General features: G+C 68.0%; 21 protein-coding genes and 1 pseudogene. 12 read left to right on the top strand and 10 right to left on the bottom strand.

The window, feature by feature from the left end; translation table 11 throughout:
- Positions 1 to 132: 132 nt before the first annotated feature.
- From KDH83_RS15925 to KDH83_RS15915, 3 genes are all read left to right on the top strand, one after another.
- Positions 133 to 1,068, top strand: coding sequence for an AraC family transcriptional regulator (locus tag KDH83_RS15925; RefSeq protein WP_212317632.1), 936 nt, complete (start codon positions 133 to 135; stop codon positions 1,066 to 1,068).
- A gap of 71 nt (positions 1,069 to 1,139) precedes the next feature.
- A complete protein-coding gene (locus tag KDH83_RS15920; protein ID WP_212317630.1) occupies positions 1,140 to 2,081 on the top strand; it encodes a LysR substrate-binding domain-containing protein in 942 nt (313 codons plus the stop codon).
- Positions 2,082 to 2,250: 169 nt separating this feature from the next.
- Positions 2,251 to 2,928, top strand: coding sequence for an isochorismatase family protein (locus KDH83_RS15915; protein ID WP_212317628.1), 678 nt, complete (start codon positions 2,251 to 2,253; stop codon positions 2,926 to 2,928).
- Positions 2,929 to 2,955: 27 nt separating this feature from the next.
- Here the strand turns inward: KDH83_RS15915 and KDH83_RS15910 are convergent, their stop codons facing one another.
- A complete protein-coding gene (locus KDH83_RS15910) occupies positions 2,956 to 4,101 on the bottom strand; it encodes a sterol desaturase family protein (protein ID WP_212317625.1) in 1,146 nt (381 codons plus the stop codon).
- Positions 4,102 to 4,372: 271 nt separating this feature from the next.
- On the opposite strand from KDH83_RS15910, the gene KDH83_RS15905 reads away from it, so the two are divergent.
- From KDH83_RS15905 to KDH83_RS15885, 5 genes are all read left to right on the top strand, one after another.
- A complete protein-coding gene (locus KDH83_RS15905) occupies positions 4,373 to 4,594 on the top strand; it encodes a YdcH family protein (RefSeq protein ID WP_103275702.1) in 222 nt (73 codons plus the stop codon).
- A gap of 232 nt (positions 4,595 to 4,826) precedes the next feature.
- Positions 4,827 to 5,429: a LysE/ArgO family amino acid transporter gene (locus KDH83_RS15900; RefSeq protein ID WP_212317623.1), complete on the top strand. Its 603-nt coding sequence runs from the start codon at positions 4,827 to 4,829 to the stop codon at positions 5,427 to 5,429.
- Between the two features lie 210 nt (positions 5,430 to 5,639).
- The gene (locus KDH83_RS15895) at positions 5,640 to 8,975 is read left to right on the top strand and encodes an autotransporter outer membrane beta-barrel domain-containing protein (protein WP_212317621.1); all 3,336 of its coding nucleotides are present in this window, start codon (positions 5,640 to 5,642) and stop codon (positions 8,973 to 8,975) included.
- A 133-nt stretch (positions 8,976 to 9,108) separates the two neighbouring features.
- Positions 9,109 to 10,245 (top strand): C45 family peptidase, encoded by a 1,137-nt coding sequence (locus tag KDH83_RS15890; protein ID WP_212317619.1) that lies wholly within the window; start codon positions 9,109 to 9,111, stop codon positions 10,243 to 10,245.
- Between the two features lie 26 nt (positions 10,246 to 10,271).
- Entirely contained in the window at positions 10,272 to 11,825 is a 1,554-nt protein-coding gene (locus KDH83_RS15885; protein WP_212317617.1) for an ABC transporter substrate-binding protein, read from the top strand.
- A gap of 8 nt (positions 11,826 to 11,833) precedes the next feature.
- On the opposite strand, the gene KDH83_RS15880 is transcribed toward KDH83_RS15885, so the two are convergent.
- Positions 11,834 to 12,721 (bottom strand): LysR family transcriptional regulator, encoded by an 888-nt coding sequence (locus KDH83_RS15880; protein ID WP_212317615.1) that lies wholly within the window; start codon positions 12,719 to 12,721, stop codon positions 11,834 to 11,836.
- A 147-nt stretch (positions 12,722 to 12,868) separates the two neighbouring features.
- Between KDH83_RS15880 and KDH83_RS15875 the strand changes: the two genes are divergently transcribed.
- Entirely contained in the window at positions 12,869 to 14,080 is a 1,212-nt protein-coding gene (locus KDH83_RS15875; protein ID WP_212317596.1) for an MFS transporter, read from the top strand.
- 63 nt (positions 14,081 to 14,143) lie between these two features.
- Here KDH83_RS15875 and KDH83_RS15870 read toward each other — a convergent pair whose 3' ends face one another.
- The 7 genes from KDH83_RS15870 to KDH83_RS15840 all read right to left on the bottom strand — a co-directional run bounded on the left by KDH83_RS15870 (position 14,144) and on the right by KDH83_RS15840 (position 21,584).
- Positions 14,144 to 15,703, bottom strand: a complete 1,560-nt coding sequence (locus tag KDH83_RS15870) for an ABC transporter substrate-binding protein (RefSeq protein ID WP_212317573.1) — start codon at positions 15,701 to 15,703, stop codon at positions 14,144 to 14,146.
- 235 nt (positions 15,704 to 15,938) lie between these two features.
- Complete coding sequence (locus tag KDH83_RS15865; protein ID WP_212317571.1) at positions 15,939 to 16,559, bottom strand: GntR family transcriptional regulator; 621 nt, start codon at positions 16,557 to 16,559, stop codon at positions 15,939 to 15,941.
- Positions 16,560 to 16,637: 78 nt separating this feature from the next.
- Entirely contained in the window at positions 16,638 to 18,287 is a 1,650-nt protein-coding gene (locus KDH83_RS15860; RefSeq protein ID WP_212317563.1) for an ABC transporter ATP-binding protein, read from the bottom strand.
- Positions 18,284 to 19,105 carry an ABC transporter permease gene (locus tag KDH83_RS15855; RefSeq protein WP_212317560.1) on the bottom strand — a complete coding sequence of 274 codons (822 nt, stop codon included), beginning with the start codon at positions 19,103 to 19,105 and terminating at the stop codon, positions 18,284 to 18,286. Before KDH83_RS15855 ends, KDH83_RS15860 begins: the two co-directional genes overlap by 4 nt.
- On the bottom strand, positions 19,102 to 20,046 hold the full coding sequence (locus KDH83_RS15850; protein WP_212317558.1) for an ABC transporter permease: 945 nt from the start codon (positions 20,044 to 20,046) through the stop codon (positions 19,102 to 19,104). Before KDH83_RS15850 ends, KDH83_RS15855 begins: the two co-directional genes overlap by 4 nt.
- 61 nt (positions 20,047 to 20,107) lie before the next feature.
- Positions 20,108 to 20,971 carry an alpha/beta hydrolase gene (locus KDH83_RS15845; RefSeq protein ID WP_212317556.1) on the bottom strand — a complete coding sequence of 288 codons (864 nt, stop codon included), beginning with the start codon at positions 20,969 to 20,971 and terminating at the stop codon, positions 20,108 to 20,110.
- Positions 20,972 to 21,158: 187 nt separating this feature from the next.
- Positions 21,159 to 21,584 carry an Lrp/AsnC family transcriptional regulator gene (locus KDH83_RS15840; protein ID WP_212317554.1) on the bottom strand — a complete coding sequence of 142 codons (426 nt, stop codon included), beginning with the start codon at positions 21,582 to 21,584 and terminating at the stop codon, positions 21,159 to 21,161.
- Between the two features lie 126 nt (positions 21,585 to 21,710).
- On the opposite strand from KDH83_RS15840, the gene KDH83_RS15835 reads away from it, so the two are divergent.
- Complete coding sequence (locus KDH83_RS15835; protein ID WP_212317552.1) at positions 21,711 to 22,793, top strand: ornithine cyclodeaminase; 1,083 nt, start codon at positions 21,711 to 21,713, stop codon at positions 22,791 to 22,793.
- Between the two features lie 292 nt (positions 22,794 to 23,085).
- Complete coding sequence (locus KDH83_RS15830; RefSeq protein WP_249205146.1) at positions 23,086 to 23,865, top strand: putative nucleotide-diphospho-sugar transferase; 780 nt, start codon at positions 23,086 to 23,088, stop codon at positions 23,863 to 23,865.
- 19 nt (positions 23,866 to 23,884) lie between these two features.
- Here the strand turns inward: KDH83_RS15830 and KDH83_RS15825 are convergent, their stop codons facing one another.
- Positions 23,885 to 25,687 (bottom strand): EAL domain-containing protein, encoded by a 1,803-nt coding sequence (locus KDH83_RS15825; protein ID WP_212317550.1) that lies wholly within the window; start codon positions 25,685 to 25,687, stop codon positions 23,885 to 23,887.
- On the opposite strand from KDH83_RS15825, the pseudogene KDH83_RS15820 reads away from it, so the two are divergent.
- Positions 25,664 to 26,652, top strand: a pseudogene (locus KDH83_RS15820) (GGDEF domain-containing protein); the annotation flags it as partial. The gene KDH83_RS15825 and the pseudogene KDH83_RS15820 overlap by 24 nt on opposite strands.

The raw sequence follows: 26,652 nt of genomic DNA, 5'->3' as shown, positions 1-26,652 counted from the left end.
CTATTTCTCCGGATTCAATCTCCCACATTGGAAAGAGTCCCCCGGCCAGGCATACACTGACCGCACCCGATCCTGCCGCCAGCGTTCTTGTCGCTGGCGCGCCCCCGCCGCGATCCGCCTTTCCCCGTCGACATGATCCCTGCCCAATCCTCCACCCTCGCCACCGCCTCCGCCCGCGCCGAAGTGCTGCGCCTGCTGGAGCGCATGACGGGCACGCTGGAAGGCTCGATGGAAACGCCCATCGACGGCCTGCACCTGCACCGCCTGTCCCAGCCTGTCGGCCCCAAGCCCGGCTTCCAGGCCGCCGCGCTGGCTGTCATCGCCCAGGGCACCAAGCTGCTGCTGGTCGGCGACGAAGCCTACGAGTACGACCCGTTCCATTACCTGATCTCGTCGGTGGACCTGCCCGTGGTCGCCAAGGTGTCGGTGGCCAGCCCGAGCCGGCCCTACCTGGGGCTGCGGCTGGACCTGCATCCCGAGGCCATCACCGCGCTCATCAGCGACGAGAACCTGCCGCCCGCGCCGCCGTCCGACACCTCGCGCGCGCTGAGCGTGAATCCGCTGGACGACACGTTGCTGGACGCCCTGCTGCGGCTGCTGCGCCTGTTGAACACGCCGCGCGACATTCCCTTCCTGGCGCCGATGATCAAGCGCGAACTGCTCTACCGCCTGATGATGGACGGCCAGGGCGCGGCGCTGCGCCAGACGGTGCTGCAGGACAGCCAGCTCAACCGCGTGGCCAAGGCCATCCGCATCCTGCGCGACAACTACGCCCAGCCCCTGCGCGTGGAGGACATCGCCCGCGACGTGCACATGAGCGTGTCCTCGCTGCACCATCATTTCAAGCAGGCCACGGCCATGAGCCCGCTGCAGTACCAGAAGCACCTGCGCCTGCAGGAGGCGCGCCGCATCATGCTGGCCGACGACGCCGGCGTGGCGCTGGCCGCGCACGCGGTGGGCTATGAAAGCTCGTCGCAGTTCAGCCGCGAGTACAGCCGCCTGTTCGGCGCGCCGCCGCTGCGCGACAAGCAGCGCTGGCGGGACGAGGCGGCGCAGGCGCCGGCCTGAACGCGGCCCCGCCGCGCGGCCGGTATATGCTTGCCCTGGCATCGTCCCATTTCCAGAACGGCAGGCACATCATGCACGACTTGAACGACCTCTATTACTTCGTGCAGGTCGTCCGGAACGGCGGCTTCGCGCCCGCCGGCCGGGCGCTGGGCATACCCAAGTCGCGGCTGAGCCGGCGCATCGCGCTGCTGGAGGAACGGCTGGGCGTGCGCCTGATCCAGCGCTCGACCCGCAGCTTCGCGGTCACGGAGCTGGGCCAGGAATACTACGAGCAGTGCCTGTCCATGCTGGCCGGCGCCGAGGCCGCGCAGGAAGTCATCGACCGCACCCACGCCGAGCCGCAAGGCACCATCCGCCTGAGCGCGCCGCCGGCGCTGATCCACTATTTCCTGGGCGAGCTGATCGCGCGCTTCATGGTCAAGTGCCCGAAGGTGCAGGTCTACCTGAAGAGCTTCAGCCGTCCGGTGGACGTGCTGCGCGAGGGCTACGACCTGGCCGTGCGGGTGCGCTTCGGCCCCATCGAAAGCAGCGATCTGGTCATGAAGCCGCTGGGCATGAGCGGCCAGCGCCTGGTCGCCGCGCCCGCGCTGGCGCGCGCCGTGGCGCTGCCCGCGGATCCAGGCGCGCTCGGCCAGCTGCCGACGCTGGCGCTGGGCATCGACGGACGCGAAAGCCACTGGAAGCTGGACGGGCCGGACGGCGCCCGCCTGAGCGTGCCCTTCTCCCCGCGCCTGGTGACCGACGACATGATGGCGCTGAAGCAGGCCGCCGTGCAGGGCGTGGGCGTGGCGGCGCTGCCCCTCCTGATGATCCGTGAGGAACTGGCGGACGGCCGGCTGGTCGACGTGGGCCGGCCCTGGGCGCCCGAGCCTGGCAGCGTGCATGCCGTGTTTCCATCGCGCCGGGGACTCTTGCCCGGCGTGCGCGAGCTGCTGGATTTCATGGGCGCCGAATACCAGAAGCTGGCCCGGCGCGAACGCGAGGAATGCCGGGAGCTGGGCGAACGCCCCTAGTCCGGCAGTGGGCTTGCCCGCCTGTCGCGGACTGCCGGATCGGAACAGATCCGGGCCTCGGGGCCGGACAGCGTCCTGCGGATAGGACGCTGCGGCCGGTTTTCGACGGCTACCGCGGCGGCGGGCCGGATTCTAGGATGAAGCCTCATTCTTCTTTTCGGAGTCCGCCATGACCACCCCCGCCAACTTCAACGGCCAGCGCCCCGTGATCGATCCCGACGACGCCGCCATGCTGCTCATCGACCACCAGAGCGGCCTGTTCCAGACCGTGGCCGACATGCCCATGCCCGAGCTGCGCGCCCGCGCCGCCGCCCTGGCCAGCATGGCCACGCTGAGCAAGATGCCCGTCATCACCACGGCCTCGGTGCCGCAAGGCCCGAACGGCCCGCTGATCCCCGAGATCCACGACAACGCGCCCCATGCGCAATACGTCGCGCGCCGGGGCGAGATCAATGCCTGGGACAATCCGGAATTCGTCGCGGCGGTCAAGGCCACGGGCCGCAAGACCCTGATCATCGCCGGCACCATCACCAGCGTCTGCATGGCCTTTCCGTCGATCAGCGCGGTCGCCGACGGCTACCGCGTGTTCGCCGTGGTGGACGCCTCGGGCACCTACAGCAAGATGGCGCAGGAGATCACGCTGGCGCGTATCGTCCAGGCCGGCGTGGTGCCGATGGACACGGCCGCCGTGGCCTCGGAACTGCAACGCACCTGGAACCGCGAGGACGCGGCCCAGTGGGCTCAGGTCTACACCCGGATATTCCCCGCCTACCAGCTGCTGATCGAAAGCCACGCCAAGGCGCAGGACGTGGCGCGCAACGGCGAGGCGCTGGATTCACAGCGCTGAGTCCGCATCCCGGCGGCGCGGCCGGGCCTATTTCTTGCGGAAGGGATAGGCCTGCTGCGCCAGGAACGTGCCCGGCATGTCGTTGTCCAGGATGCCGTAGTTTTCCGGCAGGCGCCTGCTCACGCCGCGCACGGCGGTGCCGAACAGGTAGTCGATGAAGGACAGGTGCGCCGCGTAGTTGCGGTCGATGGCCTCGGTGTCCGACGAGTGATGCCAGTGGTGGAAGTCCGGCGTCACGATGATGTAGCGCAGCCAGCCCCAGGGCAGCTTGACATTGGAGTGGATCAGCACCGCCTGGAAACCGACGATGATGATGTAGGCATCCAGCACCGGCTTGGAAAAGCCCAGCGCGAACAGCACGCCCAGCACGGCCACGCGCGTGATCAGCAGCTCGACGATGTGCAGCCGCGATCCGGCCAGCCAGTCCAGCGTGCGGGTGCTGTGATGCACCGCGTGGATGCGCCACAGGAAGGGCACCTCGTGATAGGCCCGGTGCGCCGCGTACTGCACCAGGTCCGCCACCAGCACCGCCAGGAACAGCTCCAGCGCGTAGGGCAGGCCGACGATGGCCTGCTGCAGGGGCTCGTACGCGGCCCAGGAAAACAGCCGGTGCACGAAGAAGTTGATGCACAGCAGCACCGCACCCACCGACAGGTGGTTGAACAGGAAGTGCTTCATGTCCACCTGCCATTCCGTGCGGAACACGGGCTGGCCGTCATACAGCGGGAACAGCTTCTCGAAGATGATGAAGACGGTGCTGGAGGCCAGCAGGTCCAGGATGAACCAGTCCAGGCCCAGGTAGGGATGGTGGCCGGTGTTGGAGGTGGTCACCACGACCTGGCTGCCGCCGGCGGCCACCGCGCCGCAGACCAGGGCGAAGGCGGCGATGTTGAGCCAGCGCTGGCGGCCGAAGACGATGTTGGCCAGCGCGATGGTGCCCGAGACCAGCAGCGCGCCGAACAGCAGCGCGCGCATCGCGTCCACGGAATAGAAGGCCCGCAGCTCGGGCGTGGTGAGATACGCCGGAAAATGGAACGCCAGCACGCCCAGCACCGCCAATATCGCCAGGAACAGCGCGATCACGCCGCTGATCATGCCGGTGCCGGGACGGATGTGCCCGTCCTGCCTGAACAATTCCCAGATCTGGCGATAGATGGGCGCGCGCTGTTTCATTTCATTCCGATGACGACTCCACGGGGCTGCGAGTGTATCGCCGGGCCCGCCCGACAATGTAAGCAAACGTGAGAAGACGCGTGCATATCTGCGTACTGCCTGATCAGCGGCCGGATTGCGGACGGTCAAACCCGCCGGAACTGGCGGATACCCGCAAGATTGACAAGGGTTGCGGCTTGCGTTGTCATGGAACCGACACTTCCAAAGCTCGCGCGCGCCCTCCCTGGGTTCGTGCTTTTCCCTGACCCGGACCCAGCAGAGAGGCCGTCATATGTTCCCTGAATACCGTCAACTCATTACCCAGCTGAAATCCGAGAACGCCCATTTCTCGGCGCTGTTCCAGCGGCACAACGCGCTGGACCAGCAGATCCAGAACATGGAGGCCGGCATCGTCCCGGCGTCCGGCAACGATGTGGAAGTGCTCAAGAAGGAAAAGCTGCAACTGAAGGACAAGCTCTACGGCATGCTTCGGGCCGCCGACGGACACGCCTGAGCGGCCTCACGCCTCGCGCCGGGCACGATTCAGCCCGGCCCTCCCTTGATCTCCTGACTCGCTCGCCCCGGCCTGCGCGCCCCCGCGCAAGCGCGGGGCGTTTCAATTGGGCCTCAAACCGCGGCCGCGCCATCAGCCGGAAAAGTAAGCCACACTAATCATGGATTAGGATATTTAGATTTTCTAATCCATCCCGCATCGATAGTCTGTCGCCCTTTCCCACAGGTGCGATATGACCCACGCTTTTCTTCCCGGCTTCCTGCTCGGCCTGAGCCTCATCCTGGCCATCGGCGCGCAGAACGCCTTCGTGCTGCGCCAGGGACTGCGCCAGCAGTACGTGTTCGCCGTGAGCCTGACTTGCGCCCTGTCCGACGCGATCCTGATCGCCGCTGGCGTCGCGGGCTTCGGCGCGGCGGTCACGGCGCTGCCGTGGCTGGAAACCGCGATGCGTTACGGCGGCGCCGCCTTCCTGTTCCTGTATGCGGCGCGCAGCCTGCGCGCCGCGCTGCGCAGCAATCACGACAGCCTGACGCCGTCCGAGAATCAGGCGGCCGGCCTGTGGACCACGCTCGCCACTTGCCTGGCCTTCACCTGGCTCAATCCGCACGTCTATCTGGATACCGTGGTGCTGCTGGGTTCGATTTCCAGCCAATACGAAGGGCAGAAAATCGCCTTCGCCCTGGGCGCCATCTCGGCCTCGTTCCTGTTCTTCTTCACGCTGGGCTATGGCGCGCGCCTGCTGCGGCCGCTCTTCGCGCAGCCGAAGGCCTGGCGGGTGCTGGACCTGCTGGTGGCCGTGGCGATGTTCTGTATCGGCCTGGGACTGCTTATCTGAATCCAGATAGAACCCATGCTGAGCAATATGACGAAATCTTGCGAGTCCTTTAAGAATCGTCTCATATATCTTGCCTCCCCCGCCCTCCATCATGAGTCGCACCACAACATGCACTCCCCACTCATGAAGGAATTCACGGTCATACCGGCATAGGCAATCGCGTCCCTGCTGCCCTGGCATTCCTTCCCCGATGGGGCAAGGAATCCCTACATGCCGTTTCGTATCAATCCGATCGTGGCGGGGCTGATCGTCGCCCTGCCCAACCTGGTCCTGGCCGTCGAACACGGGCAGATCACCATCAACGATCCCTCGGGCGCCACCACCATCGTCCTGGATCCGGGCGATACCGTCACCCATGCCGGCACGGGCGCCGCGATCGACGTTTCCATCGCTGGCAACCGCCTGAGTGCGGACCAGGCCGTCATCACCGCCGGCGACGCCGCCAACGGCCGGACCATCGGCCTTCGGGTCAGCGCGGGCGGCGCGGCCACGCTGACCGGCAGCACCGTCTCGACCGTGGGCGCGGGCCAGGGCGCCCACGCACTGTCGGCCACGGGCGCGGGCAGTTCCATCGACGCCCGCGACACCTCGGTGAGCACCAAGGGAAACTACTCGCACGGGGTCCAGGCCGCATCCGGCGCGCAGGTCTCGCTGCAGGGCGGCACCATCGAAACTGCGGGCACCGGGGCGCATGGCATCGACGCGTCCGGCGCGGGCACGCTCGTCAAGGTGGATGGCACGACGATATCAACCCAGAGCACTTCCTGGTTCTCCACCGGAGTCCAGGTCGAACAGGGCGCGCGCGTCGAGCTGACCGACAGCAAGATCCTGACCCAGGGCGGAGGCAAGGGCATTGAGATCTTCAACGCCAACAGCGTCGTCGCGCTCAAGAACACAGACGTAAGCACGGACCAGGGCACGGGTATCACCGTCGGCGGCGGCACGCTGACCATGACCGGCGGTTCGATATCGTCCCAGGGCGACGCGGTCTACCTGGGCTCGAACGGCAATGCCAACGCCACCATCCGTGATGCGTCGCTGCGCACCGAAGCGGCCATCGGCATCAACATCAACGCCAAGGATACGTCCGCCACCCTGGACAACGTCATCCTTACGTCCATGGGCCCAATCAGCACCGGCATCTGGATGCCCTCAACCGGCAACAAGCTGACAGCCAACCGGCTCACACTGGATTCCGGACTCATCGGCATCGACAGTCGCGCCGGCAATGTCATCCTGACAGACAGCGCCATCACCACGCAGGGCACCAACGGCCACGCGCTTTACCTGTCGATCGAATACGGCAGCGGCGGCACCATCGAGGCAAGCAACACCGCGATCCGGACCCACGGCAACGGCGCCGTGGGCGCCCTGGCCCGCCTGCGCGGCGCGAACATCGTACTGAACGATTCGACCATCGACACGTCAGGCAAGACTGCCTACGGCCTGTTCTCCAGCGGCGGCGGCAGCGGCATCAGGACGCGCGGCACCGCCATCAGGACCCTGGGCGACAGCGCCGCCGGCCTGGCCATGAGCAACAACACGGCCGTCTCGCTGGACAGCACCCGCATCGAGACCGCCGGCGCCGACGCGCGCGGCATCTGGAGCTACGGAACAGCCGCCAGCGTCAGCAACACGCTGAGCCTGGGCAATGGCTCGCGCATCGACACGCAAGACGCGGTGGGCCTGCTGCTGAGCGGCGGCAGTCACCGGATCACGCTGGACCGCAGCGACATCACGGCGCGCAGGGACGGCAGCACCGACGATGGCGTGCTGCTATACGCGCGCTCCGTCGATGTCACGTCCGGCGGCACCACCACGACGGTCGAGACCGGCCAGATCCGCTTCGACGCCAGCGCCTCCGGACTGACCGGCGACGTGCTGATCGAAAGCGGCGCGCTGGACATGGATCTCACGAACGGATCCACGCTCACCGGCGCCGTCTGGCAGCGCGGCAACGGACGCGTCAACAGCCTCTCGCTGGACGGCAGCAGCGCCTGGAACGTGCGCGGCGACTCCACGCTGGACACGCTGAAGAACGCCGGCAGCGTGGCCTTCACGCAGCCGCAATCCGGCGCGTTCAAGACCCTGACGGTCAAGAATTACGAAGGCGGCGGCACGCTGTCGATCAATACCCGGCTCGGCGACGACAACTCGCCCACCGACCGGCTCGTGATCGACGGCGGCGCGGCCACCGGCAATACGGGATTGCGCGTCATCAATGCCGACGGCGTCGGCGGCCAGACCACGCTGGGCATCCGCGTGGTGGAAACCATCAACGGCGGCGTCACCGCCAGCGACGCCTTCCACCTGGACGCCGGCTCCACCGGCTACCGCGCCAGCATCGGCACCCTCGCCCTCAATGGCTACGACTACAGCCTGGTGCGCGGCGGCAACGGCGGCGTGGCCGACGACTGGTATCTGACCTCGGAATACACCGAACCCACCACGCCGCCTGGCCCGACCGATCCGCTCGATCCCATAGACCCGACGGATCCGACGGGTCCCACCGATCCTACCGGCCCCGTCACGCCCACCGACCCGGTCGCGCCGCCGGAAGTCGATCCGTCCGGCTTCAGGAACGTGTCGCCGGAAACCGGCGCCTACGCCGGCAACCAGCGCGCCGCCATGAATCTGTTCTCGCATGGCCTGCGCGACCGCGTCGCCGTCTCCGATGCAGATAACGGCAGCCGACTCTGGACCCGCGTCCTGGCCCGCCACGACGGCGGCCTGCGCATAGCCGAGGGCAAGGTCGAGGTCGACACCGACAGCACCCTGCTGCAGATCGGCGGCGACGTGGTGCGCGCCCGCCTGGGTAATTCCGGCGTGCTGCAAGCCGGACTGATGGCCGGCTACGGCGACGCCCGCACGCGCTCGGACGCCACGCTGCGCCTGCCCGGCTCCGGCCAGACCGCCCAGGCCCGCGCGCGCGGCAAGGTCTCCGGCTATTCGGTCGGCCTGTATGCCACCGCCTATGCCAACGACGCTACCCGCCTGGGCGCCTATGCCGACGCGTGGCTGCAATACGGCCGCTACGACAACCGCATCAGCAGCGACCTGGGCGCCGTGCGCTACGACGCCGACGTCTGGTCCGCCTCGCTGGAAACCGGTTACGCCCTGCGGCCCTTCGCCGCCGGGTCGGCGCTGGCCGATGTCGTGCTCGAGCCCAAGGCCCAGCTGCTCTACAGCCACTACAAGGCCCAGGACGCCACGCTGCAGGGCACCCGCATGCAGAGCGGCAAGCACAACGCCGTCACGACACGCGCCGGCGTGCGCGTCTATCCCAAGGCCGCGCCCGACGCGCCGCAGCCGAAGATCCGGCCGTTCCTGGAAGCCAACTGGGTCCACTCGCCCGGCACCCCGTCCGTGCGCATGGGCGCGAACACGCTGGACACGGCCCCGTCTCGCAACGCGCTCGAACTCAAGCTCGGCGCGCAGGGACAGATCGGACGCAATGTGCAGGTCTCGGCCCAGGCCATCGGCCAGTTCGGCGGCGGCGGCCAGCGCGGCTACGGCGGCATGTTGAACCTGAGCTATCGCTGGTAGTTTCCATGGGCGGCGCGGCGCGCCGCCAGTTTGGGTAAACCCTTGCTATTTTTGGCGCCAAAATAGATTTATATTTTCGCCAAAATCCATCCGTTTCCCCAAGCTTCGCGGCGCCCGGCGCCGCCCCACGCCCATGACCCAGATCACGCAATTCCCCTTCGTATCCGTATCGGGCGCGCCCGAGGCGCGTGGCCGTTCGTATGGCCAGCAGGCGGCGGACCGCGTCCGCAAGAGCGCCGCCATGTACGGCCAGACCCTGGTCTCGCTGGGCTACGACGCCATGGCGCGCGGCCAACTGATCCAGGGCTTCGCGCGCGAGATCGAGCAATTCGCGCCGCACTACCTGGAGGAAATGCGCGGCATCGCCGCCGGCGCCGGCGTGACGTTCGAAGACGTGGTCATGATCAACGCGCGCACCGAAGTGATCGCCAAGGCCCGCGCCGAAAAGAAGAAGGCGGCCGAGCTGGAGCCGGGCGACGGCTGCACCGGCGCGCTGATCCTGCCCTCGCGCTCGGCCAACGGCCGGCTGATCCACGGCCAGAACTGGGACTGGCGCGCCGAATGCGCCGACACCGCGATCGTGCTGCGCGTGCGCAACGACAACGGCCCGGACATCCTCACCTTCGTCGAGGCCGGCGGCCTGGCGCGCAGCGGCCTGAACGGCGCCGGCATCTCCATCACCGCCAACTACCTGGAATCGGACCGCGACTTCCAGCAACTCGGCGTGCCGCTGTCGCTGATCCGCCGCAAGGTGCTGGAACAGGAGCATTTCGCGCTGGCCATCAAGGCGGTCAGCACCACGCCGAAATCCTGCTCCAACAACATCATGCTGGGCATGGCCGCCGGTTTCGGCGTGGACTACGAGTGCACCACCGACGAAGCCTTCCCGATCTACCCCGGCGCGGACGACCTGATCGTCCATGCCAACCACTGGGTCAGCGAAGTCGCCCTGTGCAAGCTGCGCGACACCGGCCGCGCCAGCACGCCCGAAAGCGCCTACCGCGACTGGCGCGTGCGCCGGCTGCTGAACGAAGCGCCCAAGCTGACGCGCGAAGATCTCAAGCGCGCGCTGTTCGACGACTTCGGCGCGCCGTATTCCGTGTGCCGCCCGCCGCGCCCCGGCAGCCACGACAATCTGTCGGCCACGGTGGCGATGGTGGTGATGGAACCCGCCGCCGGACTGATGGAGGTGGCCCCGCTGCCCGCGCTGAACCGCGTCTTCACACGCTACAGCCTGCAGGACGAACCCCTGCTGCTGCCCGCCGCCTGAACGCGGCCGCCACCGGAAACCCGCCCATGAAGACCATCCTGTCCAGCGCCGCGCTGGCGGCCTCGCTGGCCCTGGCCGGCGCGGCCCAGGCCGCCGCGCCGCTGCGCATCTCGCTCACCGCCGACATCCGCTCCACCGAGCCCGGCGTCAACCGCGACAGCAACAGCGACGCCGTCGTGCTGCACATCGTCGAAGGCCTGGTGGCCTACGGCGAGGACGCCGAGGTCCGCCCCCTGCTGGCGCAGTCGGTGGACATCAGCCCCGACGGCACGACCTACACCTTCACGCTGCGCGACGGCATCCGGTTCCACAACGGCGCGCCGCTGACGTCCGCCGATGTGCTCTGGTCCTGGCAGCGCGACACCGCGCCCGCCACCGGCTGGCGCTGCGCCAGCGAATTCGACGGCCGCGGCGCGGTCAAGGTGCTGTCGGTGCAGGCGCCGGACCCGCGCACGGTGGTGTACCGGCTGGAGCGCCCCAGCAGCCTGTTCCTGGCCACGCTGGCGCGCACCGACTGCGGCGGCACGGGCATCGTGCACCGGGACTCGGTCAAGCCGGACGGCGCCTGGGACAAGCCCATCGGCACCGGCCCCTTCATGCTGGCCGAATGGAAGCGCGGCGAGTACATCCGCCTGGCGCGCTACGCAGGCTACGCCAACCGCGACGGCAAGCCCGACGGCTATACCGGTTCGAAGCGGCCGCTGGTCGACGAAGCGCGCTTCGTGATCGTGCCGGACGACTCCACCGCCAAGGCCGCCCTGCAGCGCGGCGACATCGACATCATCGAGGACCTGTCCAACAGCGACGTGCCGGTGTTGCGACAGGATCCCAATGTGCGCGTCGCCTACGCGCCCGTGATGAGCATGACGGCGCTGCTGATGCAGACCCGCGATCCCCTGCTGGCCGATCCGCGCCTGCGGCAGGCGCTGGCGCACGCCATCGATTACGCGCAGCTGGCCGCCGCCGTGACCGAAGGCCTGGCCCAGCCCAACAATTCGATCGTGCCGCTGGTGTCGTCCTATCACGGCGCGGCGCAGCGCCAAGGCTGGCAATACGATCCCGCGCTGGCCGCCAGGCTGGCGCGCGAAGCCGGCTACAAGGGCCAGGAGCTGACCATCCTGACGACCAAGCGCTATCCGCAGTCCTACAACTCGGCCGTCATCGTGCAGGCCATGCTGCAGGCGGCCGGATTCAACGCCAGGCTGTCGGTGCTGGAATGGGCCGCCCAGCTGGACCGCTACAACGCCGGCAACTACCAGCTGATGACCTTCCCCTACTCGGCCCGGCTCGACGCCGCGCTGAACTACGAAATGGTGACCGGCGACAAGGCCAGGCAGCCGCGCAAGGTCTGGGACAACCCGGAAGCCGCCAGGCTGATCGAAGCCGCCTCGGCGGAAACCGACCACGGCAAGCGGCAGGCGATCTTCGATCAGCTGCACCGCCTGTTCCTGGCCGATGTGCCCTCGATTCCGCTGTACAACGGCCTGGACATCGGCGCCTTCCGCAGCGACATCAAGGGCTACCGGCCCTGGGCGGTGAAGAAGCCGCGCGCCTGGGAAGTGGAACGAAGCGGCTCCTAGCGCGCCGCTCAGTCGGCGAACAGCTCCGCCGCGACGAAGTCCACGAAGGCCCGGATCTTGGGCGACAGCTGGCGGCTGGACGGCCACAGCACGTGAAAGACCATCTCGCGCTTGTTGTAGTCGTCCAGCACGGTGACCAGCCTGCCCTGCCGCAGTTGCTCGCGCACCGCGATCTCCGGCACGCAGGCAATGCCCAGGCCCTGCTCGGCGAAGCAGACCTGCGGGTCCAGCGTGTTGGTCACCATGCTGGCGGGCAGTTCCAGCGCCGGCTCGTCCGGCGCGCGGCCCAGCGGCCAGACATCCAGCTTGCCGGTGCTGGGAAAGCGGTACAGCAGGCAGGCATGGCGCGTCAGGTCCTGGGGCTCGCGCGGCCAGCCCGCCGCCTCGAAATAGGCGGGCGCGCCCACGATCACCTTGCGGCAAGCGCCCAGCCGCCTTGCCGTCAGGCGCGAATCGCCGGGCTCGCCGGTGCGGATGACGGCATCGAACCCCTCTTCGATCACGTCGACCAGCCGGTCCGAGTAATCGATGTCCAGTTCGATGCCCGGATGGCTGCGCTTGAACTCCCCCAGCTTGGGCATGAACAGCGTGCCGACCGACGGCAGGCTGATGCGCAGCTTGCCGCGCGGCTCGCTGCGGGTCTGCAGCAACTCATCCTCGGCGGCCTCCATTTCGTGCAGGATGCGGCGGCAGCGCTCCAGGAACAGCGCGCCTTCCGGCGTCGGGTTGATCGTGCGGGTGGAGCGGTGGAACAGGCGCACGCCCAGCCGTTCCTCCAGCCGCACGATGGCCTTGCTGACGGCCGATGCCGAAATGCCCAGTTGCTGCCCCGTCGCCGTAAAGCTCCGGGTATCCGCGGCACGGACGAACACGTGCAGCGCGCTGATGTTGTCCATGCCTGCCCGCCCCCATTCATGACTACAGAGTCATTAGTGTTTGAAACTTTAGCCTGTTTTTCATTTATCGGCCGTCCCCCACACTGCGTCCCAGCTATGGGCCTGCCGCCTTCCGGCGCGCCCGAACCTCGATGAAAGGACGAGAGCATGACGACGATGACCGCGCGGACCGCCGCGCATCCCGACGCGGACAAGCTGCCGCTGGGCGCGCTGCTGGCGCTGGCGATGACGGGCTTCCTGGCCCTGCTGACCGAAACCCTGCCCGCCGGCATGTTGCTGCGCATCAGCGCGGGCATGGGCATATCGGAAACGCTGGCGGGCCAGTTCGTGACGCTGTACGCCATCGGCTCGGTGGCCGCCGCCGTGCCGCTGACGGCGGCCACGCAGGGCTGGCGTCGCCGCCCGCTGCTGCTCGCGGCGCTGGCCGCGATCCTGGTGTTCAACACGCTGACGGCGCTGACCGACAACTACATCGCGGCCCTGGCCGCGCGCTTCCTGGCCGGCATGGCGGGTGGCCTGATCTGGGGCATGCTGGCCGGCTATGCGCGCCGGCTGGTGGCCGATCCGCTCAAGGGCCGCGCGCTGGCCATCGCCGGCGTGGGCGCGCCCATCGCCCTGTCGCTGGGCGTGCCGCTGGGCACGCTGCTGGGCGATGCGCTCGGCTGGCGCAGCGCGTTCGGCGCGATCTCGCTGCTGACGCTGGCGGTCATGGCCTGGATCCTGGCGAAGGTGCCCGATTTCGCGGGACAGCCGGCCGGCAGGCGGCAGGGCGTCGGCCCGGTGCTGCGCAGCCCCGGCCTGCGCCCGGTGCTGGCCGTGCTGGTGCTGTGGGTGCTGGCGCACAGCATTCTCTACACCTATGTGGCGCCCCTGCTCGGCCCGGCAGGCCTGTCGGGACAGACGGACCGGGTATTGCTGACGTTCGGCCTGGCATCGCTGGCCGGCGTCTGGATCAGCGGGCTGCTGATCGACCGCAGGCTGCGCGCGCTGACGCTGCTGAGCCTGGCCGGTTTCGCGCTGGCCGTGCTGGCGCTGGGCCTGGCGGGCACGCATGCGCCGGCGGTCTATGTGGCGGTGGCGGCCTGGGGCGTGGCGTTCGGCGGTTCGCCGACCCTGCTGCAGACGGCCTCTGCCGAGGCGGCCGGCCCCGGGGCGGATGTGGCGCAATCGATCCTGGCCACGGTCTGGAACGTGGCCATCGCGGGCGGCGGCATCGTCGGCGGACTGCTGCTGGACGCCTCCGGCGCCGGCGCCCTGCCCTGGGCCGCGCTGGGGCTGGCGATCGCCGCGCTGCTGCTGGCCGGATCGGCGCGCGCCCATGGCTTTCCGGCGGAGCCGCGCCACGCCCGGCGTGCATGAGAAGAGGCGCCGCGTCCCGCCGGACGCCGGTGGCCGGCATGCCGGCCGGCCACCGTGTCACTGTCAAGGCTTAATCGACGTGCCCCAGGCGCGCGGCTTGCCCTCCCAGACCGAGAAGCCCTGCACGCGCTTGCCGGTGGCCCAGGCATCGGCGCCGTTGTAGAGCACCAGCAGCGGCGTCTGCTCCAGCATCAACGCGTGCAGCTGGTCGAACAGGGCCTGGCGCCTGGCCGGATCGGATTCCAGGAAGCTCTCGTCGATCAGCTTCTGCGCCTGCGGATCGTCCCAGACCTTGCGCGGCTGCGCGGTCTTGTCGCCGGAGAACTGCTCGAAGCTCAGCGCGGGATCGATGCGCGAGGAGAACGTGAAGGAGCTGATCTGGTACTTGCCGGTGTTGTAGCGGTCCAGCTGCGTGGCCCACTCCAGCACTTCGATGCGCGCGTTGATGCCCACGGCCTGCATCATGGCCTGCGCCATCACCGCGACCTGGTAGCTCGGCACGTGGGCGCGCTTGTTGGCATAGATGACGATGGGCTCGCCCTTGTAGCCCGCTTCCTTCAGCAGCTGCTGCGCCCGCGCCGGATCGTGGCGGTAGGCGCGCTTCTCGGCCTCCTTGTAGTAGGCCGAGCCGGTGTGGACGGCGGAGTTGTTCAGCTCGCCCAGCCCTTCCGACGCCGCCGCCACGACCTGCGGAATGTCCAGCGCGGCGGCGATGGCCTGGCGCAGCTTGACGTTCTTGAGCACCGGATCCTGCGTCTGGAACAGCAGCGTGTGCTTGGTGGCGTCGTGCGGGGTCATGACCGCCACGGCGGGATTGCCCTTGAGCTCGGCCACGTCGGTGTTGGTGATCTGGCTGGCGTCGATGGCGCCCGACACCAGTCCCGCCTTGGAACTGGACGCGTCCGGCACCACCAGGAACTTGACCTCGTCGGCCAGCGCGCGCTTGGCGCCCACGTAGCCGTCCGGCTTGTCGCCGGCGCCGGGGGGTTGCGCGTAATCCTTGAAGGCCGTGAGCAGCACGTATTCGCCGCGCTTCCATTCCTTGAACTGGTAAGGGCCGGTGCCGATGGGCTTGTCCCAATTGCCATCGGCGCCGACCGAGTCCTTGTGCACGATGGCGGTCATGCCGCAATCGGTGCGCGCCAGCGAATCCAGGAACACGGCGGATCGGTGGCTGATCTTCATGACCACGGTGCGCGCGTCGGGCGCGGACACATCGGTCACTTTCAGGCCGTTGCGCCCGTCGAAATCGCTGCGGCAACGCCAGTCGCTCTTGGGATCCATGTAGCGCTGCCAGTTCCACAGCACGTCGGCGGAACTCAGCGTGGCGCCGTTATGGAACTTCACTCCCTCGCGCAGCGTGAAGGTGTAGGTCAGCCCGTCGTCCGACATGCTCACCGATTGCGCCAGCAGCGGCGCCACGGTGCCATCCTCGCGATAGCCGACCAGGCCTTCCACCATGTGCAGCACCACGCCGTCTGTGGTGTTGTCGCGGTTCACGCCCGGATTGATGGAGCGGATATCGGCCGGCTGCGCGATGGTCAGCACGGCCGCCTGGGCGACGCCCGCCCAGGCCAGGGCGAGGCTGAGCGCGAGCGTTCGGGAAAGGGAAGGATGAGGCATGTGGGGCTCCGGGGCTTGCGGCGCCGGCTCATGCATTTTTGGCGCCAAAATTTGATGCACATTATGGATGCATCGAATCATGACGCCATCGGGAGTATCCCTGAAGCGTGGCGGCCAGGCGCGCAAGACGGCCGGCCGAAAAGCACCACGGCGGCGATCCGTTGCCGGATGGCCGCCGCGTGCCGGGGAGATAGCCCGCCGGATCAGGGAATGAGGCCGCGATTCGCGGCCGCGCTCAGGAAATGTCCTGGCCCACGTGCGCCGCGATGATCTTCTGCAAGCGCTTGACGTCGCGCGCCTCGAGCGCGTCGACCATGTCGAAATGCTCGCGCGCGGAGATCTCGATGCGCGCGCGCGTCACCCATTCCTTGGCCGGCGCCGCCGGCCCGCGCGCGCGCGTTTCCTGGATCAGCGCAACCAGTTCGCGGTTGCTGCACAGGTCGTACAGCGCCGCGTGGAAGGCCAGGTTGACCTCGTACTGTTCCAGCAGCGTGCCGTCCTGCAACAACTTGGCGAAACGCTCGGCCAGCGCGCGCAGCGCGCGCACTTTGGCGCTGGTGACATTGGGCATCAGGTCGGCCGCCGCGCCGGTCTCGAGCAGGATGCGGATGTCGCGGATCTGCCCGTGCACGTCCGGATCCATGGCGTACACGTGATAGCCCCGGTTCGGGATGTGCGCGATCAGGCGCTTGGCCGTGAGCTGGTCCAGCGCCCGGCGCACTTCCAGGCGCGTGCAATCGTAGCGCTCCTGCAGATCGATCTGTTTCAGCCAGGCGCCGGCGCCATATACGCCCGACTGGATGTCGTGGGCGATACGGTCGACCAGGCCCGGCTGCGTCGCCGCCGCTTTCGGCATGGACCACTCCCGAGAATCAAATCCAAAGCGCGTATTTTATGCACACTCCCCGCCGGACATCGATCCCGGTTTCCCCCGTCAGGCCCGGGCCGCCGCCGGCTCGTCCAGGCGCCAGCGCAGGCGCACGCCGCCCGACGCGGTGGACTCCAGCGCCGGGATCGCGGACAGCAGCTTGCGGGTGTAGTCCTCGCTCGGCCGGTCGAACACCTCGTCACGCGCGCCCTGCTCCACAATGGCGCCGTCGCGCATGACCACCACGCGATCGGCCACCTGCTCGACCACGCCCAGGTCGTGGCTGATGAACAGGCAGGAAAAGCCGTGCCGCTCCTGCAAGTCGGCGAACAGGTCCAGCACCTGCGCCCTCACCGTCACGTCCAGCGCCGACACGGGTTCGTCCGCGATCACGAAGGCCGGCCGCCGCACCACCGCCCGCGCGATCGCCACGCGCTGGCGCTGGCCGCCCGACAGCTCGTGCGGATAGCGGCCGGCGTATTCCGAACCCAGGCCGACCTCGGCCAGCACCTCGTCCACGCGCCGGCGCTTGTCCTGGGCGGACAGGCCGCCCAGCATGCGCAGCCCTTCGCCCACCAGTTCGCCGATGGTCATGCGCGGATCCAGCGAGGAATACGGATCCTGGAACACCATCTGGCAATTGAGCCGGTAGTCGCGCCAGCTCGCGGCGCGCCGGTCCACCGCCGCCCCGCGAAACAGGATCTGGCCGGACGACGGCGCCAGCAGCCCGGCGATGGCGCGGCCCAGCGTGGTCTTGCCCGAGCCGGAGCCGCCCACCACCGCCACCACCTCGCGCGGCCGCACCTGCAGGTCGATGCCGTGCAGCGCGCGCTTGGCGCCGGTGCGCGAGAACAGGCGCTGGCGGCCGGCGTAGTCGATCACCAGCTCCTTGACCTCGACGATGGGGGCTTCCCGGTTGACCGCCCGCGCCGGCTGCCGGCGCGGCATGGCATCCAGCAGCTTGCGCGTGTAGGGATGGGCGGGCCGCTCCAGGATGGCGGCCGTGGCGCCTTCCTCCAGCACGCGCCCGTGCTGCATCACCACCATGCGTTCGGTGTAGCGCGCCACCATGGGCAGGTCGTGGCTGATCATCAGCACGGCAGTGCGATGCTCGCGGGTCAGCGCCACCATCAGTTCCAGCACGTCGCGCTGCACCACGGCGTCCAGCGCCGTCGTCGGCTCGTCGGCGATCAGCAGCGCCGGCTCCAGCAGCATCACCGAGGCCAGCATCATGCGCTGGCGCATGCCGCCGGAAAACTCGTGCGGCCAGGCCTGGACCGCCGCCTTGGGATCGCGTATGCCCACGCGCGCCAGCATGTCCAGCACCCGTTCGCGCCGCTCGGCCGCGCCCAGGCGGTTACGATGCAGCTTCAAACCTTCCTCCAGCTGGCGGCCGATGGACATGGACGGGTTGAGCGACGTCATCGGCTCCTGGAACACCATGCCGATGCGCGCCCCGCGCAGCCCGCGCAACGCGGCGGCGCTGGCGCGCAGCACGTCCACGCCCTCGAACAGGATCGAACCGCCCGCCACCTTCAGGGGCGAGGGCGTCAATCCCATGATGGCGCGCGCCGCCTGGGTCTTGCCGCTGCCGGACTCGCCGACGATGCCGACCATTTCGCCCGGCGCGACCGAGAAGGACACGTCGCTGACGATTTCGCGCCCGCCGGCGCCCACGGTCAGGGTCAGCCCCGACACCGATACCAGTGCGCTCATTGCACGCCCCTCATGCGCGGATCGAAACGGTCCCGCACCGCGTCGCCCAGCAGGTTGATGCCCAGCAGCGCCAGCGCGATGGAGAGTCCGGGAAAGATGGACAGGTAGGACGCCTGCGCCATGAACGGTCTTGCGGCGGCCAGCATGTTGCCCCAGGTCGGCGCGGGCGGCGGCACGCCCAGGCCCAGGAAGGACAGCGCGCTCTCGGCCAGGATGACCCAGCCGAACATGGACGTGGCCAGCACCGTCAGCGGCGCGATGCAGTTCGGCAGCACATGGCGCCACATCGTGTACAGCTCGGAATTGCCCAGCACGCGCGAGGATTCGATGAATTCCTTTTCGCGCAGGGACAGCACGGTGCCGCGCACGATGCGCGTGACCGACGGCGTGTACGCCAGGCCCAGCGCCAGGATGATGCCGTACTTGTTGGCCCCCACCACCGCCAGCAGGCCCAGCGCCAGCAGCAGGCCCGGGAAGGCCAGCAGGGCGTTGTTGAAGGCCATGATGATGCGGTCGGTCCAGCCGCGCACGAAACCGGTCAGCGTGCCGATCAGCGTGCCGGCGACGATGGCGAAGCCCACCGTCAGCAGGCTGATCCACACGCTGCTGCTGGCGCCCGCCAGGAGGCGCGACAGCTCGTCGCGCCCGAACTCGTCGGTGCCGAGCAGGAAGCCGCCGCCGGGCGGCTTGAGGCGCGCGGCGAAATTGATCTTCAGCGGATCATGCGGCGTCCACACCTCCCCCATGACGGCGGCCAGGAGCATCACGCCGACGATCAGGCCGCCGATCAGCGCGTTGGCTGGAATCTTCTTTTTCATTCGGCGGTCACCCTCGGGTCGAAAATGGGATAGCACAGGTCGATCAGCAGGTTCACCACCACATAGACCACGCCCACGAACAGCAGGCAGCCCTGGATCACCGGATAGTCGCGGGCGAAGATCGCATCCACCAGGAGCCGGCCCAGGCCGGGAATGGTGAACACGGTTTCCACCACGGCGATGCCGCCCAGCAGATTGCCCAGCACCAGCCCGATCAGCGTCCAGGTCGGGCCGAAGGCGTTGCGGAACGCGTGGCGCATCAGCACCGCCGATTCCGGCAGGCCCTTGGCGCGCGCGTGCGTGATGTAGTCCAGCCGCAGCACTTCCAGCGTGCTGGCCCGCGCCATGCGCATGAGCACGCCGATCTCGTGCAGGAACAGCGTGGCGATGGGCATGATCAGATACAGCAGCCCCGCCTTCCAGTCCTCGCCGACGGACACATAGCCGACCACCGGCAGCCATTGCAGCTTGAGGCCGAACAGGATCAGCATCAGCAGGCCGAGCCAGAACGTGGGGATGGACACCAGCAGCGTGGCCGTCGACACCAGCGCCAGGTCGGCGGCCTGGTTCTGCTTCCAGGCGGCGATCATGCCGGCGGGCACCGCCACCAGCGCGGCCAGGATCACGGCCACCACCACCACGCGGCCGCTGACCAGGAAGCGGTCCCATACCAGTGACAGCACGGGCTGGCCGGTATTGATCGACGATCCCAGGTCGCCGTGCAGCATGTTCGAGAACCAGATGCCGAACTGGGCGGCCCAGGTCTGGTCCAGCCCCAGCCGCGCCCGCAGGTCGGCCAGCGCGGCCGGCGTGGCCAGGTCGCCCAGCAGCAGCTGGGCGGGGTCGCCGGGAATCAGGCGGATCATCACGAACACCGCCACCGCCACGATCAGCAGCGTGGGCACGGCCATCACGATCCGGGACAGCGCAAAACGCAGCATGGCTCGCTCCTCTCAGTTCCGCCGGCCGGCGACGGCCCGGACGCGCCGGACAGATCCGGCCTTATTCATTGCGCAGCCGACGCAGCGTGGCGGCCAGGAAATCCTGCACTAACGGCACGCATTTCAGGCCGTCGTGCGGCACGTTGTCCACCAGGTCCAGCACCGCGTGCACGCCGGCCGCCTCGAACGAGCGGCGCAGCGACTCCAGCCGTTCCGGACGGGTCCGGCCTGCCGAGTTCGCGCCCGGCATGTGGAACTTGCCGCCCTCGCGGTGCGTGATCTCCCAGGTCTCCAAGTCAGCCTTGCCCACGATCATGTGCACGGCCACCTTGCTCAGCGCCTCGGCGTCGACGGCCTTGCCGAAGCGCGCCTGCGCATCGCGCACGCCGACCCACCAATCCTGCTCGGGATCCAGCAGCGTGACCGAGCCCGGCGCGCCGATGGAAACGGCCCACAGCGTCTCGGGATGCAGCAGGGCGTAGCGGTTCACGAACTGGCCGCCGCCCGAGTAGCCGAACAGGCCGAAGCGCTCGAAGCGCCGGCCGAACTTCTCGCCGACCTCGGCCACCATGTCCTGCAGCACGTGGTCGTAGCGGATCTCGCCCTCGCGCAGCTGCTTGAAGCCGTCGCGGTTGCCATCGCCCAGCACGCCCACCGGAAACAGCGGGCACAGCACGATGCAGTCGTTCCAGCGCGCGAATTCGGCGAAGGCGTCGCGGTATTCGACGAAGGCGCGGCCGGTGCCGTGCATGACCACCACCAGCTCCACCGGGTGGCGCGCGCTGTCGATGTGCGGCGGCACGTACATGCAGTACGAGAAGCGCGGATCGCTGCGGGCCGCGAAGATGGTGCTGTGCCCCAGGTCATAGATGGCCCGGGCGCGGGCATTGTCGGAAGGTACGGCGGTTGCTGCGCTGGACTGCATGGCTCTCTCGGTTGGCCGGCGGCGAAGGCCGCCGTCCGCGATGGCGCGGAAATTATGAAACGTAAATTGGCGCCAATTTTAGGAATGAGCAAACCCGTCCCACAAGGCGGGGAAATCCCTAGGTCGATCGGAAATCGGGGGAAAAGGCGGGAAGCGCGGCCTGCCGCCCGCTGCCGGGCGGCCGCGCTCAGTCGAGCTTGTAGCTCTTGAGGTGGATGCTGGTCTCGGTGGCGGAGATCGCCTTGATGAGCCGGACGCGGTCCAGCGCCTGGGACATTTCCTCGATATTGGCCACGCTCAGCTCGGCCAGCAGGTCCCAGCGGCCATTGGTGTCATGCAGGCCCACCACGGCGGGATCGCCCAGCAGCAGGCTAACGACGCGGCGGGTTTCGTTGCCGTCCACGGCGATGCTCATCCAGGCGCCGATGCGATTGGGCTCGGATTCCGGCCGCAGCCGCACCGTATAGCCCACGATGACGCCGGCGTCTTCCAGGCGCGTGATGCGGTTGTTCACCGTGCCGCGCGAGACGCCCAGTTTCTTGGCCAGGGTGGCCACCGTGCTGCGGGCGTCGGCGCGCAACAGGCTGAGCAATTGTTGATCCAGAGTGTCCATTGTTGTCATTTCGACAGGCGATTGGCGCCAATGTGAAATCTTATACGTGTTTTCCTGCCGAAATGGCAGCTTCCGGCTGACGTCGCCTTTGGTCAGAATTTTCATCAGTACAGAAGGAGACTCATCATGACCACGCTGCTCACCACCAAAGACGTCGCCACGCTCATCGCGACGCGCACCCTTCCCCGCTGCCTGGAAGACCTGGCCGGACGCATCCGCGCCGACTTCCTGCGCTGGCCGGAATTCGACAAATCGGCGCGCCTGGCCAGCCATTCCAGACTAGGCGTGATCGAACTCATGCCCGTGGCCGACGCCCAGTTCTACAGCTTCAAATATGTCAATGGCCACCCGCAGAATCCGCATGTCGGCCTGCCCACCGTCATGGCCCTGGGCGTGCTGGCCGACGTGGCCACCGGCACTCCCCTGCTGGTATCGGAACTGACCCTGACCACCGCGCTGCGCACGGCCGCCATGTCCGCCGTGGCCGCGCAGGCGCTGGCCCGTCCCGGCGCGCGCAGCATGGCGTTGATCGGCAACGGCGCGCAGAGCGAATTCCAGGCCCTGGCCTTCCATCACCTGCTGGGCATCACCGACATCCGCGCCTACGACCTGGATCCGGCCGCCACCCGCAAGCTCGCCGCCAATCTGGCGCGGGTTCCCGGCCTGCGCCTGCGGCCCTGCACCAGCGCGGCCGAAGCGACGCGCGGCGCCGACATCGTCACCACGGTCACGGCGGACAAGGCCTACGCCACCATCCTCACCGCCGACATGGTGGAGGACGGCATGCACCTGAACGCGGTCGGCGGCGACTGTCCCGGCAAGACCGAACTGCACCGCGACGTGCTGCTGCGCGCCAGCACCTTCGTCGAATACGAGCCGCAGACCCGCATCGAAGGCGACGTCCAGCAGATGCCCGCCGACTACCCCGTCACGGAACTGTGGCGCGTGCTGGCCGGACAGGCGCCGGGCCGCCGCGACGCGGACGAGGTGACGCTGTTCGATTCCGTGGGCTTCGCGCTGGAAGACTATTCGGCGTTGCGCTACCTGGCCGACGCGGCGCGGGAGCTGGGCCTGGGCCAGCCGGCCGGGCTGATACCCGAACTGGCCGATCCGCGCGACCTGTATGCGCTGGTCGAAGCCAACCGGGCGGCCGATGCACAGGGCCGGCTGGAGGTACAGGCCCGCGACAGCCACGCGCTCTGCGCCTAGCCTGGCTGTCCGACCTCGGGATGCCGAGAGAACCCGCCAGCCTCCTTGGCTGGCGGCCGCGCGGCCCTGGCATGCGCCATCCCGGGCCGTCGCGACGCGCATGCGAAGCGCCCACGCAATGATGTTCCAATGCATTGCCTCGCCGCAGACGCCAGGAGGGCGCGCGATATACTCGGCCACCGCGAGCCATGCCTCGAAGGCCGGCCCGGCGCACAGCACACGCGTTCTGCGCGCCCGCCCCTCCCCGAGCGCATCGGCACACTCATGAATTTCGGATTGTCACGACAAGCCCATGCTGCAATGGCTCAGACGCAAACTGTCCCCATGGTCGCCGGAACATCAGCGCTCGGTCGCGAACTTTCCCGGCCAGGCTGAACTCGACCCGCCATCCGCCGCCGACCTGGCCGCGATGGGCATGACCGTGGCCTTCTTTACCCGCGACAGCATCTACGAAACGGAAAAGAACCGGCTGGTCCGCTCCGCCGAAAGACTCCAGCTCCCCGTCGACGCCCAGGCCATCGACACCACCGGATCCTGGGTGCGCAACGCCGCCATGAAGCCCGGCGTGCTGGTCGGCATGCGGCGCAAGCACCGTGGCCCCATGCTCTATGTGGACGTGGACGCGGTGTTCCACCGCAATCCCTGGCCCAGCCTGGCCGCGCTGGATTGCGACATCGCCGCCTACCACGAGCCCGATGGCCATCTGCTGAGCGGCACGCTGTACATCAACGACACGCCGGCGGCGGCCACCCTGCTGGACGAATGGGCGGCGGCTTGCGGCGCCAATCCCGATGAATGGGACCAGCTCGTGCTCGAACGCATCCTGGCCGAGGATGCCGCGCGCGCCGAACCGCGCTATCGCCAGGCGCGGCTGCCCGTCGCCTATTGCTGGATCTTCGACAAGATCGACAACGCGGCATCGGCGCAGGTCTATATCGAACACCTGCAGGCCAGCCGTGAGAACAAGCCGCTCAAGGGCCTGTTCCGCAAGCCCGGCCGCAACGTGCGACGGCGCCGCGACCGGATCCGGACGATAGAGAAGATTCTGTCCGCCGGCGCGCGCGGCCGCTGACAGACTAGCAGGCGCGCGGCTAGCCGGCTGAATGCTGCCGCGCCTGCGCTTCGTCGGCGCCCTGCCCATCCTCGTGCAGGACGCGCCCGCCCTTCACGGGCAAGGCCTCGAGCAGCTTTTCCAGCGACAGGGCGCGCTCGAAGTACCACCCTTGCACCTTGGAAACGCCGTGCGCGGCCACCTCGTTGACGTGTTCCTCGGTTTCCGCGCCTTCCGCGATCACTTCGATCTCCAGGGACTTGGCCAGCTCGATGATCTGCATCGCCACCGTGCGCTTGGCGCCTCTTTCGGTGAGCCCTTGCGTGAAGACCTTGTCGAGCTTCAGGTAATCCACCGGAAATGCCCCCAGATAGGCCAGGCTGGAATAGCCCGTGCCGAAGTCGTCGATCGCGACCTTCACCCCCAGGGCGCGGATGCCGTCTATGGTTTCCCTGGCGTTTTCCTCGAGCAGCCCGCGCTCGGTCAGCTCGATGTTGATCCACGACGGCGGCAGGCCGGTCTCCTGCAGCAGCCTTTCCGTCAGCGCCCGGCCCGATCCCGACTTGACCTCATTGGCGGAGATGTTCAACGAAACATAGAAGCCGTGCACGTGCGATTCGATGATGGGCAGGTCCTCGGCCACCAGATCGAACACCAGCGCCGCGATTTCCTCGGATAAGCCGCAGCGCTCGGCGGCCGGTATGAAGATGTCCGGCCCCATCGGCTCGGCACCATAGGGCCGTTTCCACCGCAGCAGCGCCTCCACGCCTATCCACTGCTTGGTCCGGATATCGACGATGGGCTGATAGACCAGATAGAACTCCCTGTCCCGTATCGCCCGGCGCAGCAGCTGGGGCATGTCGCGGGCCCGCCTCTTGCGCCACAGGATCATGCCGCACAGCATCACGCCGGCGATTCCGCCGGCCGCGGCGACCGCCCATCGCGTGCCCGCGAAGTCGTGCAAATACGCCTCGGGAGGAATGGCCACCACCGCCACGTGCTGGAACCGCGAGGACGGCAGGATCGCCAGCACCGTGCCCGACAGCTCCCCGACCACGGCCTGCCTGGTCGCCGCGCTCTGCAGCCATTCCGGCTTCACATAGCCGATGCCGAAAAAGCGGTTGGTCTCGCCGGGATAGAACAAGCCGATGGTCGCAGACGGCTCGAGCAGCGTCATCGCGTTCACGTAGTCGCCGCGATTCAGGAATATCGTGTAGCCGTTGAAGGACAGCGCGATGTACCGCAAGTCCGGCGCGGCCGGCAGCGCCACGTCCGGCCATACGCGCATGCCCTGCAGGGACACGAAGTCCGGCGGACCGAGGTCCAGGCCGTCCAGCGTGCGTCCCAATGACGAACAGACGATGCGCGTTCCATCGGCATAGGCGATGGCGCGCAGCACCGGGGACTGCAGGACCCGCTTCCCCATTTCCGACTGCGCATAGGCCGCACAGGGCTGTTTTCCACTCAGCACGCGCAGCGATTGGCTCAGGTCCTGCAGCTGCGCGGACACGAGGTCCGCGCGCGTGAGCACCGCCGCCGAGAGCGTCCTGGCCTGTGTCTTGGCACGCTCGATGGCGAATTGGGTGGATAGTTCAAGCCCGAAGTAAATCGGCACCGTTGCAGCGAAGACAAGTCCGATAACAAAAACCAGCGTTGTTACAAACTTCCCCATAGACCGCACACCCCGATTTAGTGTTTGACTATGACCGCAAGCTTTCAGATCATTATCGAAGAAATTAAACCATGTAGCCAGAATCCGGATTACTGCTACGCACCATGCCCGCCACGATGACTGAACCCTGTCAGCAGGAAATAGGCCATGGCAGCAATCGATGATGAGCATGGCTCGCCTCGAAGACTGCCCTCCATCCGACGCGCCCTGCTGTGGCTGGGCATAGCCTGTACGGTGCCGACCATCCTGGTGGCCTCGGCGGCCGCCTACGAAGACTATCTGCTGCGCAAGGACCGCGTCTACGAGACCGCCGTCAGCATGGCGCGCACGCTGGTCGCGGAACTGGAGCGCGAGCTGCGCGGCATCGAATCCGGCCTGCGGATACTGGCAACGTCCGAGGAACTGCAGCAGGGCAAGCTGGGCGCCTTCCATCGCCGGCTGCAGGATGCGCTGCAATTGCAGAATGTCGATGGATACGTGCTGGTCGACAGCCAGGGCATGCTGGTGGCCAACAGCAGCGCGCCGTATCCCAGCCCCCCGATCAGGAGCGTCCTGCCGGACACGGTCCGGCAACAGGCCCGGTCGCCGCAGGGCGTCGTCACGAACCTGTTCAATACCGCCCTGCGCGGCGAGCAGACCATCGCCGTCGGGATTCCGGTGACCCTGCAAGGCCAGGTCCAGTACAGCCTGTTCGCCGAGATCAGGCCGCAACGCATCAGCCAGATCCTGCGCAGGCAGGCCTTGCCGACGGGATGGGTCGCGGCCGCGCTGGACAAGGAGGCGCTGATCGTGGGCCGCACGCGCGAAGAAGCGCGGTATATCGGCCAGCATGCCGTGCCGACGCTGGCCGACGCGGTGCGCAGCCAGCAGGACGGCACGCTGCACAGCAAGACCAAGGAGGGGGTGCCGGTACTGACGGCTTTCAGCCATAGCCGGGACAGGATGTGGGCCGTGGCCATCGGCGCGCCCATCGCGTCGCTGCAGGCCGATCTGTGGCGCTCCATGATCTGGGTCCTGGCGGTCAGCCTGGCGATCATCGCCATGGGCATCTGGGCGGCCTATCGGCTTGCCCTGCGGATCCGGACGTCCATCACCGCGCTGATCGAACCCGCCATCGCCCTGGGCCGAGGCGATAC

It is taken from the genome of Achromobacter sp. Marseille-Q0513, from assembly GCF_018195695.1.
Taxonomy (GTDB): domain Bacteria; phylum Pseudomonadota; class Gammaproteobacteria; order Burkholderiales; family Burkholderiaceae_B; genus Achromobacter.
This window is presented reverse-complemented; position numbering and strand designations above follow the sequence as displayed.

What these genes read in the sequence shown, in the direction of transcription:
- KDH83_RS15925 (WP_212317632.1), top strand. Translation starts at nt 133, where the DNA reads ATGATCCCTGCCCAATCCTCCACCCTCGCCACCGCCTCCGCCCGCGCC.
- KDH83_RS15920 (WP_212317630.1), top strand. Translation starts at nt 1,140, where the DNA reads ATGCACGACTTGAACGACCTCTATTACTTCGTGCAGGTCGTCCGGAAC.
- KDH83_RS15915 (WP_212317628.1), top strand. Translation starts at nt 2,251, where the DNA reads ATGACCACCCCCGCCAACTTCAACGGCCAGCGCCCCGTGATCGATCCC.
- KDH83_RS15910 (WP_212317625.1), bottom strand. Translation starts at nt 4,101, where the DNA reads ATGAAACAGCGCGCGCCCATCTATCGCCAGATCTGGGAATTGTTCAGG.
- KDH83_RS15905 (WP_103275702.1), top strand. Translation starts at nt 4,373, where the DNA reads ATGTTCCCTGAATACCGTCAACTCATTACCCAGCTGAAATCCGAGAAC.
- KDH83_RS15900 (WP_212317623.1), top strand. Translation starts at nt 4,827, where the DNA reads ATGACCCACGCTTTTCTTCCCGGCTTCCTGCTCGGCCTGAGCCTCATC.
- KDH83_RS15895 (WP_212317621.1), top strand. Translation starts at nt 5,640, where the DNA reads ATGCCGTTTCGTATCAATCCGATCGTGGCGGGGCTGATCGTCGCCCTG.
- KDH83_RS15890 (WP_212317619.1), top strand. Translation starts at nt 9,109, where the DNA reads ATGACCCAGATCACGCAATTCCCCTTCGTATCCGTATCGGGCGCGCCC.
- KDH83_RS15885 (WP_212317617.1), top strand. Translation starts at nt 10,272, where the DNA reads ATGAAGACCATCCTGTCCAGCGCCGCGCTGGCGGCCTCGCTGGCCCTG.
- KDH83_RS15880 (WP_212317615.1), bottom strand. Translation starts at nt 12,721, where the DNA reads ATGGACAACATCAGCGCGCTGCACGTGTTCGTCCGTGCCGCGGATACC.
- KDH83_RS15875 (WP_212317596.1), top strand. Translation starts at nt 12,869, where the DNA reads ATGACGACGATGACCGCGCGGACCGCCGCGCATCCCGACGCGGACAAG.
- KDH83_RS15870 (WP_212317573.1), bottom strand. Translation starts at nt 15,703, where the DNA reads ATGCCTCATCCTTCCCTTTCCCGAACGCTCGCGCTCAGCCTCGCCCTG.
- KDH83_RS15865 (WP_212317571.1), bottom strand. Translation starts at nt 16,559, where the DNA reads ATGCCGAAAGCGGCGGCGACGCAGCCGGGCCTGGTCGACCGTATCGCC.
- KDH83_RS15860 (WP_212317563.1), bottom strand. Translation starts at nt 18,287, where the DNA reads ATGAGCGCACTGGTATCGGTGTCGGGGCTGACCCTGACCGTGGGCGCC.
- KDH83_RS15855 (WP_212317560.1), bottom strand. Translation starts at nt 19,105, where the DNA reads ATGAAAAAGAAGATTCCAGCCAACGCGCTGATCGGCGGCCTGATCGTC.
- KDH83_RS15850 (WP_212317558.1), bottom strand. Translation starts at nt 20,046, where the DNA reads ATGCTGCGTTTTGCGCTGTCCCGGATCGTGATGGCCGTGCCCACGCTG.
- KDH83_RS15845 (WP_212317556.1), bottom strand. Translation starts at nt 20,971, where the DNA reads ATGCAGTCCAGCGCAGCAACCGCCGTACCTTCCGACAATGCCCGCGCC.
- KDH83_RS15840 (WP_212317554.1), bottom strand. Translation starts at nt 21,584, where the DNA reads ATGGACACTCTGGATCAACAATTGCTCAGCCTGTTGCGCGCCGACGCC.
- KDH83_RS15835 (WP_212317552.1), top strand. Translation starts at nt 21,711, where the DNA reads ATGACCACGCTGCTCACCACCAAAGACGTCGCCACGCTCATCGCGACG.
- KDH83_RS15830 (WP_249205146.1), top strand. Translation starts at nt 23,086, where the DNA reads ATGCTGCAATGGCTCAGACGCAAACTGTCCCCATGGTCGCCGGAACAT.
- KDH83_RS15825 (WP_212317550.1), bottom strand. Translation starts at nt 25,687, where the DNA reads ATGCTCATCATCGATTGCTGCCATGGCCTATTTCCTGCTGACAGGGTT.